The 14,727-nt window shown below is 51.2% G+C and carries 3 protein-coding genes and 1 pseudogene; all 4 read right to left on the reverse strand.

What is annotated here, in order from left to right:
• Positions 1 to 172: 172 nt before the first annotated feature.
• Entirely contained in the window at positions 173 to 8,494 is an 8,322-nt protein-coding gene (locus tag RDN69_RS01255) for an ESPR-type extended signal peptide-containing protein (protein ID WP_288218152.1), read from the reverse strand.
• 107 nt (positions 8,495 to 8,601) lie between these two features.
• Positions 8,602 to 8,736: a hypothetical protein gene (locus RDN69_RS01260; RefSeq protein ID WP_273260866.1), complete on the reverse strand. Its 135-nt coding sequence runs from the start codon at positions 8,734 to 8,736 to the stop codon at positions 8,602 to 8,604.
• 398 nt (positions 8,737 to 9,134) lie between these two features.
• Positions 9,135 to 14,084, reverse strand: coding sequence for an ESPR-type extended signal peptide-containing protein (locus RDN69_RS01265; protein ID WP_288218153.1), 4,950 nt, complete (start codon positions 14,082 to 14,084; stop codon positions 9,135 to 9,137).
• Between the two features lie 356 nt (positions 14,085 to 14,440).
• A pseudogene (locus RDN69_RS01270) lies at positions 14,441 to 14,727 on the reverse strand (YadA-like family protein); the annotation flags it as partial.

Below are 14,727 nucleotides of genomic sequence, written 5' to 3' on the forward strand. Positions count from 1 at the left end.
TTTATTCGCTTTGCTGCCATTTTAAGCGTCAAGCGACTTTTTAGCGTGGATTATTTCTTTTATCCGAGAGACATCAGCAAGATGAGTTGCGCTTTATTTCCCGATATGCAGCATGAAAAAAGCCGAGGCGTATCGCCTCGGCTTTTTCCTTTGTGTAACGGTCATGCCGTTTTTATGCGTTTGCAGTTTCCGCTACATCCTTTTTGTCATTGACTCTTACGCGTTCAATGACCGGATTTCCGTCTTTGTCTTTGGAAATGACATCGATACGGAAACGTTCCAGTTCCGGTTCAAATTCCTGAATCAGTTTTTCGTTTACCTTGAGGCCTTTTTGCATGGCTCGGTAAACGACTTCCGCGAATTCATAGCGGGTCATCATGCGATCACCGCTGAAGGTGCCGTCCGGATAACCTTCGAGCAATCCCTGTTTCGCGAGTTCTTCGACCGCTTCATAGGCCCAGTGGTTTTTCTCGATGTCCGGGAAGAGTTTCATCTTCATGGGATCAAGTTCCTGTCCCTGACCGACGCCGACAATCGCCTGTCGCAATACTTCGACTTCGGCGCGGAGATCTTTGATCTCTTTCGCCATAGCGATCTTGGAGGTCGTGACATTGTTGCCCTGGCCGAGTTTCACGGAAACGCCCGCGTTCACCATGTTTTCACCGCCGCCGAACGAGCCGCCGACGCTGAACATCGTGTCTTCATTCGGACGATAGTACGCGCCGATAGCGACGGCGTTCGCGCCGCTGTAGTTGCCGTAGCCGGCCGCGAAGTCCCATTTGTCATCCGGATCAAAGTCCAGCGGATGGAGAGCGGCAAGCGCAGCTGCGCCCGCGCCGACTCGGTTCACACGTCCGTCCAGTTCACTCACTTTGCCGCCGAGAATGGCGATGTTCTGATTGCCCTGGCTCGCAATGGCATTGAGCTGTCGTACGTTGACCGCGTCGGTATCGGCTTTGCCGTCTGCCACGTTAGCGATCGCTTTGTTGCCCGCGTCAATGCCTTTCGTGGTGACAGACGGGCCGTTTTTGATGGTAAGACCTTCGTTGTTGATCGTTACGTTATCGCCGACAGTGACTTTTTCACTTGCGTTGACGGTCTTGGTGGAAATTGATTTCAAGCCTTTGAGGTCTTCCGCGAGAGTGAGCGTGTATTCGTTTTTGCCGTCCGCTTTCTTAACGGAAATATTGTCATCTCCTGCTTTGACCGTGGTCTTGCTGTTTTCGATATCCTCTTCAAGTTTCTTGACAGTCTCGTTTTCTTTGATGTCAATCTTGCTTCCGTCGATGCCGTACTTGATGGTCGAGCCTTCTCTCGTGACGGTAAGTCCCTTATCTTTTTCCACTACATCAAAGGTGACCGTACCGTCGTTTCCGATTTTCTGCTCCCCATCAACGCCTTCGGCTTTCAAGTTCCACGAAGTCATCTTCTTGGAAATTTCAGCTTTATTTTCGGCAATGGCATCCGCATTCTTACCAATATTTTCGGTGTTGGTCGCAATATTGGTCTTGTTCTCAGCTATTGCCGTTTTATTTTCGCCGATAGCCGTCTTGTTCGTCGCGATATCTTGCGCGTTCTGTGTGATCGCCGCCTTGTTTTCACCGATAGCTTTCGTATTCGCTGCGATAGCCGTATCGTGTCCGTCTACCCGACCTTTCAACGTCGTGATCTCTCCAGCGTTCTTTTCGATAGCTGTCTTGTTCGTCGCGATATTATCTGAGTTGGCGTTTACTTGATTCTTGAATTCCTTATCCAAGCCTACGGTAATGGTCGGAGCATCATTGTCGCCGCCTACGGTAACGGTGGTTTCACCGGCTGTGCCGAGGAACTTGACGTTGCTATTTTTGTCTTTTCCGAGGTTGACGGCTTTCGTGTTGGTTCCGTCGGTAACGCTGAATTTCGCGGAAATATTGGTGACTGCCTCGCCGCCTTTATTGATATTGGTAACAACATCGCCGGTGATGTGTTCGGCTAATTTCGCTTTGTCCACACCGTATTTGATGGTCGAGTTTTCTCTCTTGACCGTCAGTCCCTGCGCGTCATCTTCCACATCAAAGGTCGCAACATTGTTGGTATTGTCAATGGTCTGACCCGTCGCGGCCGGATCTTTATCCGTTGTCGCCGCTTTCAGTACCCAGGAATTCATCTTTCCTGTCACAGTCGGATTAGTATTTATCTGTTTATTGATTTGCGAGTTCAGATTGTTGACGTTCATGCCGAGCTTCAGTCCGGCGTCACTTACGGTGGCGTTGATGTATTCATCACCCGTAACCGTAACCGTGTTGTCGGCTTTAACAACTTTCTTGCCCGTCTTAGCGTCTACCAACGTCCAGCCTTTTTGCAGTTCGGTGATGTTTTCTTCGTTGGTATCAGCTTTTGTTTTTACTTCGTTCAACTGTTTCCCGTTCACCGCATCGGTGCTGGTTGCGGATACGTCTCCGTCAGCCACGTTCGTGATTTTCTTCTTGCCTGCGTCAATGCCTTTGGTAGTGACAGACGGGCCTTCTTTGATGGTAAGACCGTCCTTGTTGATCGTTACGTCCTCGCCCGATTTGAACGTGTCGCTGCTTACGCTGGTCAGGCCTGTGAGCTCTTTGTTCAGTTTGAGTTCATAGCCTACTTTTTTGTCACCGTCCATGATGTCACCGACAACAAGGTTTTTCTCGTCTTTAGCTACGGCGACTTTCGGACCGTTGACGGTGTATTCTTTACCGCCATTGTCATTCGTGCCTTCGCTGACAGTGACATAGTCACCTGCTACCACAGTAGTATGCTTTTTCACCGCTTCTGCCGCATTTTGCGATACCGCTTTCAGCTGATCTTCTGTCGCTGCGCGGCCGGAGACAATATTGTCAGCATTCCATGTCGTATTGGAGAGTCCTGTGATTTGTCCAGCGCCTTTCGTGCCATCAACAGTGACATCTCCTGCTTTGATTTTGTCACCCAGACTTACCTTGTAGTTGGCCGGTTGTCCATCTGCTGCCGTGTTTTCAACTTTGACGCCGCTTCCTTCTTCGTCACCCGTGACAGTTACCTTGTTCGCGTCGACATACTCCTTGACGGTAGTACCGGTAACGAGATTATCGTCCTTGTCTCCGTCGATCGTTCCGTCTTTCGCGATGTCTACCACATATTTCGTAGACTGATCATCTTGTTTTTCAGGAGTAACGGTAATCTGGCTGTTCTCTGCCGCTTCTACGGTTGTCTTGCTTTCTTTGATTTCCGTTTGCAGGTCGGTAATCGATTTGTTTCCAGTGATATCAATCTTGGTTCCGTCAATACCGTATTTAATGGTCGAGCCGTCTCTTGTTACGGTGAGTCCTTTGCCGGTTGCGTCAAAGGTGACGGCATTATTGTCATTATCAATCGTTTTGCCGTCTTTTTCCGCGTCTTTGTCTGACGTCGCCTTCAGAACCCAAGAGTTCATCTTACCTGTCACAGTCGAGTTGGTATTTATCTGCTTATTGATTTGATCGTTCAGCTTGGTTTCGTCCATGCCGAGCGTCAATCCGTCCTTGTCTACGGTAGCCGTGATGTAGTCATCGCCCGTGACTTTGACCGTGTCTTCAGCTTTGACGACTTTCGTGCTTCCAGCAGCATCTTCCAGCGTCCAGCCTTTTTTAAGGGTCGTGATGTCTCCTTCATTGCCCGTGACTTTGCCTGCCAACGCCTTCAGCTGCGCGACATTGACCGCGTCATTGTCGTGGATACCGCCCGCGACATTGACGATACGGCGATAGTTGGCGGCGACGTCCTTATCCCCTGCTTTGTACGCAGGATTGCCTACCGATACAATACCGGCCGCGGCTTTTACCTCTTCGTCGCTGAGGTATGCTTTTCCGTCTACCGCTTCTTTCGCAATGGAGTTGCTGCCGATCGCGATACTGTTTTCGTCATAGGCACGCGCGCCGAATCCCAGTGCTACGCCGCCTTTTTTGTACACGATGGTATTGGAACCGAGAGCCGTTGCAAATTCCGCGCGGGAGTCCGCCCAATGACCGACCGATGTCGATTCTTTTTCAAATGTACGCGCCTGTTTGCCCAGTGCCGTGCTGTAATTCCCTTTGGCAACCGCCGCGGCACCGACCGCTGTCGTATTGGTGTCATGCGCTTCTGCGCCTGCTCCCAATGCCGTCGTTTGGTATCCGAAAGCGCTCGCTTTCATACCGATCGCCATCGAGTTTTCGCGTGCCAGTTTTCCCGGACCCGCTACTGTATCATCAGCGACCGGCAAATACGGTTCGCTCGGGTTCCATGCATCCCCCGGATTCGACATGCCCGTCCCCAGATGACCCTGCGTTTTGGCGCCGACATAGGCGCCATCACCGATAGCAATGCCACGGCCGCCCGTTTGATCTACCGTGCTGTTCGTTCCTACTGCAATTCCGCGATTCGCCAACGATTTTGCTTTCACACCGATGCTGATGCCACTCTCAGCAGCTGCTTCCGCATTCGTGCCCAATGCAAGTGCCTGCAATTTCGTCGCACTCGCCTGGTAACCGATCGCCGTAGTGAAATGACCATTCGTCTTGCTCTCAGTACCTAAGGCAACGGAGTACCAACCGTCCTCTACTTTGCTCTTCAAGCCAACTGCAACGGACTGAGTCCCGTTGTTCAAGGCCGACGGACCGATGGCAATGCTACCGTCTTTTTTCGCGCCGTCATTCTTGTAGTTCGAGCCCGCATCTTTATCCGTGCTGTTGACGGAGAAATAGTGAATGGGATCGAGGTTGTCAATTCGTTTTCCTAAGTTAGTAATCGACTGATTTTGCGCGATGTTAAGTTTGCTTCCGTCGATAGTGTACTTAATGGTCGAGTCTGTTCTTGCTACGGTGAGCCCGTCGCCGTCAGCCTCAAAGGTAACCGTGTTGCCGTTTTTGATTTCCTTCGGTGTTGTTTCGTCCTTTACTTTCAGCTTCCACGAGCTCATGACGCCATCGGGACCGTCGGTAATGCCGAGGTCTTTTTTCAGCTGGTTCATGTTCAGCGAGTAGGTGACGTTTCTGTCCGTATCGACAGTTGAGGTCAGCGAGGAGCCGTTCTCCGTTGCTTGCGTTGTTTTGTCTACGGCCGCTTTGAAGGTAACTTCCTGCTTCGTATCTCCGCCGAGAGTGACATCCGCCGTACCCGTTCCGGCGTCTTTTACGATGAAGCCCGCCTGCAGTTTTCCGATGTTCGTTTGGTTGGTAGAAACGCTTGTCTTCAGACCCTCAATAGCAGTTGTATTCTTTGTAATATTGCCTTTGTTGGTCTCAACTTGTGCTTTTACATCTTTCAACTGTTTGAAGTTGACCGCATCGCCGTCTGCCGCTCCGGCTGCCACGTTGGTGATTGTCTTGTTGCCCGCGTCAATGCCTGTCGTGGTGACAGACGGACCGCCTGTAATGGTAAGACCTGTTTCGCCAAGCGTGACGTTATCACCCGCTTTGAACACTTTACTGCTTACGCTCTCCAATCCTGTGAGCGTTTTGCTCAGTTCGAGTTTATAGCCTACTTTCTTCTTATCCGTTGTGCCTGCTACCGTTTCTTCGTCGTCAGTAACAGTCAAGTTCTTGTCCACGGAAGTAAGGCTCGGGCCTTTGACGGTGTAGGTCGTTCCTTTTCCGTCTTCCGTTTTTTTCGTAACGGTCACATAGTCGCCCGCTTCGACAGCGGTCTTGCTATTTTTGAGCTGCGCGACGTTCACCGCATCGGTGGCCGCCGTACCTGCGGCGAGGTTGGTGATCTGTCTTGTTTTCTTATCCGTACCAACAGAGACAGCGCCGTTTCCGGATTTCCATGTCGCTGTGGTCGCAGTGGATGCTTCTCCCGTAGCAGGGTCATAACCGACAACACCCGCGGCGGTACTTGCTTCGGAACCGGTACCCAAAGCCACGCCGCCTTCGACGCTGACGTTGGCGTCATTGCCGAGAATGGTGACGTTAGATTTTTCGGTTTTCGTTTTCGCTTTCTGCGAGCCGATAATGATGTTTCCGTTGACGTTTTCCAACTCGTGGTTGTCGCCCATGATGAGGTTATGGCTCGAGTCGATGACAGAGTTTCTATTGCCCGTCACGATGTTATAGGACAATTTGGGTGTACTTGGTCTTTCATCCTCATAATCAGTATTGGAAAGGTGGTTGCCTACGCCGGAAACCTGCGTATAGAGAGAACCTGACACCAAGTTCCCGTCACCTTCGACGCTGACATGGCTTCTTCCTTTTTGGAAAAGGCCGGTCGGGTCGCCACCGTCTATAGGATCAAGGAAGTCCTGTTCTTTTTGCTTATCTTCATCGGTCAGCGCTTCGTCATTATACGCATCATACACAAAGTTGCCCGTACCGCGGACAAATGTGCCGTGGGACTCCTCTACTCTGTTCATGTTCCCGATAATTTTATCTTCCCGGCCTCCATTTTTCGCAGCTTGGGCGAAAATGGTGTTATTTGATCCGAGAATAACGCTTTGATCAAACTGTCCTTCTTTGGCCGCTAATCCACCGGTATAATTGTCCGAAGAGTCACCGACAATGACACTGCCCTGTCCTCTGACAAAGGAGTTTCCTCCCAAAGCAACGGCATCTTCCCCGTAAGCGTGTGTATTGACGCCGATCGCGATAGAACCTACTGCTTTTGCTCCGTCATTCTTGCGATTATCCGTCGTTTTATTGGTATTTTTTTCGTTAACGGAAACATAGTGCATGAAAGGCATATTGTCATATAAGTACCGGATTCTTGTATCATTTGTTTGTACATCCGTCTTAAGACGACCTATATCCCGCTCGTTTGTGCCTACGCGAGTGGAAAGAGCGGTAATGCTTGTTGTATTTCCGGCAATTCTGCCACCCAGCTCATCCTTCGCCGCAGCAAGGTCTTTCCATGCTCTTTGTCTGAGACTTTTCAGCTGTGCCACGTTCACCGCGTCGGTGTTGTCCGTACCGGCAGCGACATTGATAATCTGCCGGGTAATGCCCTTTTGCTGATTACCGACAGAAACGGCCGCTCTTGTGGATTTCCACGTGGAAGTTTCGTCCGTACCGGCGTCCAACGGATCATAACCGACTTTACCTGCTTTGCCATAACTCGGAGAGGCATAAGAGCCTACGTTGGAGTCACTGCCCAACGCCACGCCACCATCGATATCCGCTCTGGTGTTCGCGCCGAGGGTCACCGCGTCTTTCGCATAGGCTATCGACTTATATCCGATCGCCGTAGCGTTTTCCATGGCCGCATTGGCACTGCTGCCGATCGCCGTACCGCCATCAGCTAATTGTTTTTGCCAGATATCACCTACATTGGCAGTTCCGCCCAATGCGATCGAATTTTTACCGTACGCTCTGGCTTCCCGTCCGACAGCGACGCTATTATACACCGTTGCCGTATCCTCTTTATTACCGGCAACCGAGCCGCGACCGATGGCAATCGTGTCACCGCTGTACGCCTGCGCCCCTTCGTTCGGCCGATCGTAGTTACCGCCGATGGCAATCGCACCGAGTCCTTTGGCACTTGCATTATTACCGAAGGCGACGGAGTCCACCGCCGATGCTTCCGAAGAGTAACCCATGGCGATCGCGTGATTCTTCGCTTTGCTGCTCAACCCGATAGCAACCGACCATTCGCCTGCTTTAATGTCGCTGCCTACCGCCACCGACTGCATGCCGGCTTTGGAACGGTTACCGACGACAACGGCATTTTCGCGGACTTCACTGTGGCCGCCAACGACAACGCTGTCCGTATCGTAGGCGTGGGAATCACTGCCGATGGCGACGACATAAGAACTGCCGCTACTGGTTGACCCTGTGCCCACAGTGACTTCGGAACCGATCGCGACGTTCTTCTGTCCCTGGATTTTCGCTTTATTACCGATAGCGATCGAGTCATTGCTGGTCTGGCCGCCTTTGTTGCCCGTTTCCGCTTCATTACCGATAGCGATCGCGTTGTCATACCAAGTTTTGCTCTTGGTACCGATGGAAATACCGTTTTCTTTCAGCGCGGTGGATTCCGTGCCGATCGCGATTTTATTCGGTTCGTTCCAACCTGTATACGCTTTCCAGCCGAGAGCGAGATCCCCTTTTGAATACGCTGCCGAACCTGTTCCGAGAGCGGTCGAATATTCTCCTTTTGCTATGGTCTTGAATCCCATAGCGACAGCGCCATTCGCCCCTGCGCTTGTTTCCGCGCCAATACTGATGGCGTTGATGGTGGGGTTCGCGGAGAGATCATAGTTCACATCCGGATCGATAGCGGATTCTTCAATGGCCTCTCCCGGATATTTTCTTGCTTCTATGGTCTTGCCCGTATTCACAGCAACGTTAACATAGTGCGCTGCCCCGTCCGCCGCATAAACCATATCCGCGGGGAAAAGAGCGCTCCCTAAAAGAACCGTCAGTACGGATGCCGCGAGTACACTGCCCTTGGCCCGGCCTGAGGTGCTTTTGACGTGCGAGTTTGCCATTTCTGAAGTCACGACCCAGCAGTTTTTGACCTTGCTCCAGATCAACTTATAAATTTTATTCATGCTTCCCTCCCACAACAAGCGATTGCTCTAATCGGCAATCCAATAATTCAATCATTTTTCTATAATCTTTTACATCACATTTATTATATATCATGCATATAGCAATATCAAATACAAACATGTTTCACAGCACCGATACCGACATGCTTCATAGCACCGATACCGACATGCTTCATAGCACTGACCGATTTCCAGCCGTCACGCGTCGTTTTCGCCCGCTGCACGCGTTGATAGGACGCCACGTATCTCCCAAGGAAACAAGCTGTCTTCACGGGAAAAGCATCCCACAGTAAAAAGAAATTCTATTATTCTTTGCGGAAGCTTTACAAAACAGAAAAAATATAATCTTTTTTAACCTTAATACAAACGGTCGCAAGCACGGAAAGCGACACGGTTTGCGAAACAAAGAGCGCGCCCGCGAGCAACGGTAAAAATTTCGCGCTGATGCGAGATGCTCTTTATCGTCTCCGCGCACGCGCTTTCCGTCCGTTTCGCGGATAATTTCCGAGAAGCGAGCGCGGCTTTCGTTGCTACGCCAACGCGCCTTAAAGCGTACATCTCCCATGCAAAAAAGATCACGACGCGTACGCGCCGTGATCTTTTTCTGTCGTAAACGGATGATTCTTTTTGTTACTGTTTTTTATTTTCCGGACTGCGCTTGGAGTGTCGCAAGCTTTTGCGTGATGGCCTTCATCTCGGCTTGCATGTCTCGGATCTGTTCGTCTTGCGCATCGAGTTTTTGCGTTTGCGCGTCCAGTTTTTGCGCTTGCTCATCCAGTTTTTTCGCTTGCGCGTCCAGTTGTTGCGCCATTTCGGAGCGGGTAAGTTTCATGTACTCATTGCCTCTCCCCACTTTCATGGAGAAGCCGATATTGAGCATGTTTTCGCCACCGCCGAACGAGCCGCCGACGCTGAACATTTTGCTTTCGTTCGGTCGGTAGAAGGCGCCGATCGCCAACGCGTGGGCTCCTTTGTAGTTGCCATAGCCGGCCGCGAAGTCCCATTTGTCATCCGGATCAAAGTCCAGCGGATGGAGTCCCGCCAACGCCGCCGCGCCCGCGCCGACGCGGTCAACACGGTTGCCCATGTCATATACGCGATTGTTCAACTCGGCAATGTTGGTCGTATTGGCGCCTACCTGTTTGTCCAAGGCGATCAGGTTCTGCCCTGCCGTGTTGCCGGCTTTGATGTAGTTACCGTCGTTTTCAATTCTTGTTTCGTTGTAAACGGTGCCGCCGGTGACAATGCCTTTATTGTCTTTCGCGACTTTGCCGTCCGTCTTGACGTTCAGCTTGTACTCGTTGCTGCCGTCTTCTTGCGCTTTGGCTTCTACGGTTACGGTGTCACTGTCCACGATGGTGTTTCGCGTGTCTTTGGTCGCGACGGTTACTTGCTGTTTTTTGCCGTTGCTGTCCGTAAGAGAAATCGTGGTCGTATTGTTGTCATTCTCTTCGCCTTTCAGCGTGTAGGTGGTGTCGGTATTCACTGCGCCCTTAAGATCTTTCAGGTCCACGCTGCCGGTGACTTCATTGCCCTTCGTATCTTTCACGGAAAGATTCAGCTTGCTCCCGTTGAGGGATAGCGCGTTGTTACCTTTCTGCAACGTCGTATCGGTCGCGGAAATTTTGTAGCTGCCTTTCGCGCTTCCCGCTTCGACTTTGATATTGTCGCCCGCTTCGATAGTGGTCTTGGCCGCCGCGATTTCCTGTACCGCTTTCAGCTGCGAGACGTTGACAGCGTCGGTATCTTTTGTGCCGGCGGCTACGTTGGTAATGACGTTTTTGCCTGCGTCAATACCTTTTGCGGTGACCGACGGACCGCCTTGCACGGTCAAGCCGTTATTATTGATCGTCGTGTTTCCGGCTTTGATGCTTCCGTTTTGGCCCAGATCGATATTCTCGGCAAGACTTACTTTGTAATTTTTGCCGCCCTCATTATTGGTTCCGTCTTCCGTAACGGAAATATTGGTTCCTGCTGCGACCGAGGTGTGTTTTTGCGCTTCCGTGCCCGTTTGGGTAATTTTATTTTCTACGGCTTTCAGCTGCGCGACGTTCACCGCGTCGGTATCGGCGGAGCCGGCCGCAACGCCTGTGATCTGACGGGTATATTTCTTTTCCTTATTGCCTACGGAAATCGCGCCCTTCGTCGCTTTCCATACTTCGGATGTGTTTTCTCCCGCTAAATAGCCGATGGATCCTTTCTCTCTGTCCGCCAGGCTGGAAGAGCCGATCGCGACGCCGCTTCTCGCTTTCGCCTTCGCGGATGAACCGAAGGCGATGGAATATTTGTTTTTCGCCTCAGCCCCAGGACCGAAGGCGATGGAGCCCTCTTGTTCCGCAATGGCTTCCTGTCCGATGGCTGTCGCCCAGTCCGCTGTCGCTTTGGACTCTGTGCCTACCGCAATGGATCCATAGCCTTCTACAAGCAATTTATTTCCCAAAGCAAGACCATACTGCTCACTACCTTGTATCGTATTGGCATGACCTACAGAAGTGGCCAACGTCGCGCCGTCCTTAATTTCGGAACTGGTTCCGAGAACTACACTGCCGCCGTTGACGGTATTTGTCATGCCGACCGCGACGTTAGCGTCGGACCCTCTGTCGTACAACTTCGTATACGTCCATTTTGGATTCCTTGGATCCGAAAGGTCTTTTTCGGCGGTGTAGCCGACAAGGTTCCCCACGCCGATGACGGTATTCTGCTCGCCCGCGACTTTGGTCAGTTTCCTATCCCAGTTCATATAATCCGTGCCGAATACCGCGTTATGCGTACCCTCGACTTCAAGGCTTTCTCCGACAACGATGCTGTTGTTTCTGCGGACGCCGTCGCTATCTCGCTTACCGCCCGTTAACGTGTTGTTGTTACCAATGACGGTACTGTTTACAGCTTCCGAAGTCGAGCCGATGCCGATAACCATGCTGTCAGCGGCTTTCGCTCCGTCGTTGTCAAAATTGGAGCCCGCCGCTTTTTTGTCACTGGTTACGGAGTAGTAATGAACCGCGCCTTGGGCCAATTTCCGGTCGATGGCTTTCAGCTGCGCGACGTTGACCGCGTCGGTATCGGCGGAACCGGCCGCAACGCCTGTGATCTGTCTCGTTCTGCCGGTAGCTTCATCCCCTACGGAAAGAGCCGCCATCTGACCCTGCCACGCGCCGACGAGATCGCTTACTTTTTTCTGCGCTGCATCATAGGCTTGCTGTTTTTGTTCACTGTCCGCTTTAAGCTGGTCATATTGAGCCTCTAGTTGCTGACCTTCTTCTTTGGTCTCGTATTGCTGAGTCTGGATCTTATGCAATACGATTTCCGCGTCTTCTACCGAGGTCTGCCATGCGGAGCGCGCGGCTTCCAGTTCTGCTCTGTATGTTCCGATATTCGTATCGGTCGTGATATCCGCCTCCGTCACCACTTTCTTTAATGACGGATCATATCCGTAGTCACCCTTGTCCCTTGTCGTATTCGAGAAAGAGCCGATCGCTACGGCATCGGTTATCGTGCTTTTGGCCCTGCTTCCTATCGCCACGGGATACTTGACCTGATCAAGCGTTTCGCTGCCGGCGACGGAATAGTGACCCATGGCGAGGCTTTCATAGCCCGTCGCATAGTTACGTAAACCAACACCGACAGACTTGGTCCCTAAAGCGTAGTTCGAGTTTCCGATACCCGCGGACTTGCGCCCTATCGTCGCATTACTGATGCCTAAAGCGCTGGACAAATCGCCGGACTCAACAACCCCGGTCGCCTGGTAGTCCTTAACGAAATTCAGATTATTTTCCGACCCTACCGCAACGGCTCCGTAACCGCTGATAAAGTTTCGATAGCCCACGGCAGAAGACTTTGTGCTTGCCGCTATATTGGCATATCCGAGAGCCGATGCGCTCTGTCCATCGGTGATATTTCGATACCCTACGGCGGAAGCTGCAATTCCGCCACTCATGTTTTCATACCCCAGTGCGGAGGAGTAGCCTCCCGCGCTGTGGTTTTTCGCACCGATTGCCACGGAGTAATCCCCGGCCGTCTGGTCTTCCCATTTTCTTTTAACGACATTGTATTTATTATTGTAAATCCCGATCGCCGAGCTGTTTTCAGCCGTCGCATAGTTTCTGAAGCCCAAGGCGGAAGACTGTTTGCCTGTAGCGATGTTGAGATATCCGAACGAAGATGATTTCTCTCCTTCCGCTTTATTCCAATATCCCACAGCGGAAGACAGACCACCTGCAGCTGTATTGAGATACCCGAACGAAGATGCCCCTTCTCCCAATGCTTTATTCTTCGTACCGATAGCGCTGGAAGACTCTCCTTTAGAAATATTCATGACGCCAATCGCGTTGGAATATTTCCCGGAGTCAAAGTCTATCCACTTATATCCCGGATTATCAAAGTCATATTTGTTATTTAAAGAACCGACAGCGACACTTCCGTATCCCTTCGCACGGTTTTCGGTGCCCAGCGCGGCGGAATATTTACCCAGTGCCTGCGCGGTGGAACCGACGGCGGTCGCTTTTTCTCCTCTTGCTTTAGCCTGATTGCCGACCGCTACGCCATAGTCGCCTGTAACGGCATTATCCCGTCCGACAGCGACAGGGTTGTAAATCGCCTGACCATCTTTATTCTTAACAAGATTCCCCTTGTCGTCCACACCGACTCGGTGTCCGTCTCCGATAGCCATTCCGTAACTGGCATAGACTTTATTTAGCCAGCCGAATACATTGGCGTCATTGCTGTAAACGATGTTTTCCGAACCGATGATGCGTCCGTTGTCGACATACCAGTCTGCGCCTTTGGTGGAACCGATGATATTGTGCTGGCCGATCACGTATAAATCAGCGCCTACCGTATTCGGGTTGCTGCCGGGTTCTTTGTAATCCGCGAGAGTATTGACCCTGTTTTTATCGCCCATGTAGTAACCGGTCGCGTCAATCGTATTTTCCGTACCAATCGTAAACGCCATATTCTGACTCGTATTATTGGGACGGCTGCTGTTTTTGATTTCATTTTTATACCCGATCGCGCCGGTGAACGAACCTTTCAGCGTATTTTCCCAACCGTGGACCAGCTGGTAAGCCGGAGACCACCCGCCCGCGTCATTTTTATCGCCCTGCAGGAGTCTGTTACCATGTCCGATAATGGCGGCATCCCGGTAAGAAACACTTGTCCCCTTCATGCTGTCCCATTCCGATGTCGGCTGGAAATAGTTCCCGTGACCGACGACAAGAACTCTCGTGCCGTCAAAGGACGTCCCGTCCTTTTTTGCTTGCGACACGATCTCACCGGAGCCGATAACGATATTGTCCTTGCCCGTCGTCTTGACGGACGGACCGATTGCGACGCTGTTTTCTGCCTGCGCGCCGTCATTGTTATAGTTGGAATCCGCGGTTTGGTTGCCGCTCTTTACCGAGACGTAATGTGTGTCACCGGCCGCATACACGCCGAACGCGACAGGCGCCGCCACCATGGCCGCTAAAAGAGCCGCCGTGACGCTTCGCCGCAGTCCTTTACCCGACGGGCTCTTGGTGTGCGACTTAGCGAGCTCGGAAGTCACCACGTAGGCTTCTGTCGCTTTACTCCAAATAATTTTATAAATTTGATTCATTCCGTGCTCTCCTTTCTAAATACCTTCCCCAATAACCCGCCAATGAGGTAATGCACCACCTCCCAAATCCGGCATCCATCTCGTTTGATATTCTGATGTATTACCTGACGCCATGTATAACCATTCGGTTTTATTATAGGTTAGTTGCAAGATGATTACCTCCTTAATTGTATATAAATATTGCATGTGCGAGCAGTTCCCATGACTTGATATCATGATGGTCTGTTCTCAGAGTTCAGTAAAATGTAAAGTACTTACCTTTATGACGACGAATTTTACGCATTTGCAAACCCAAGAATAAAAAAGAAAACAAAAAGGAAGGAACCCGTAACTGGTTCCTTCCTCTTGCGCCGCGACTATTTTGTTGCCATGAGTTGCTGCACTTGTTGTTTCAAAATTTCGATTTCGTTCTTCATTTCTTTGTTTTCTTGCTGCATGAATTTATTTTCTTGCTGCATCCTCTCATTCGCGGTTTTCAGACCTCTGATTTCGTTCGCCATGGCGATTTTTGAAGTGCTGATTCCCGTTCCCTCTCCGAACTTGACGGAAACACCCGCGTTCACCATGTTTTCACCGCCGCCAAACGAACCGCCGATGCTGAACATTTGATTTTCATTCGGACGGTAGAAGGCGCCGATAGCTA

Source organism: uncultured Negativicoccus sp. (assembly GCF_902480485.1).
GTDB lineage: Bacteria > Bacillota > Negativicutes > Veillonellales > Negativicoccaceae > Negativicoccus > Negativicoccus succinicivorans.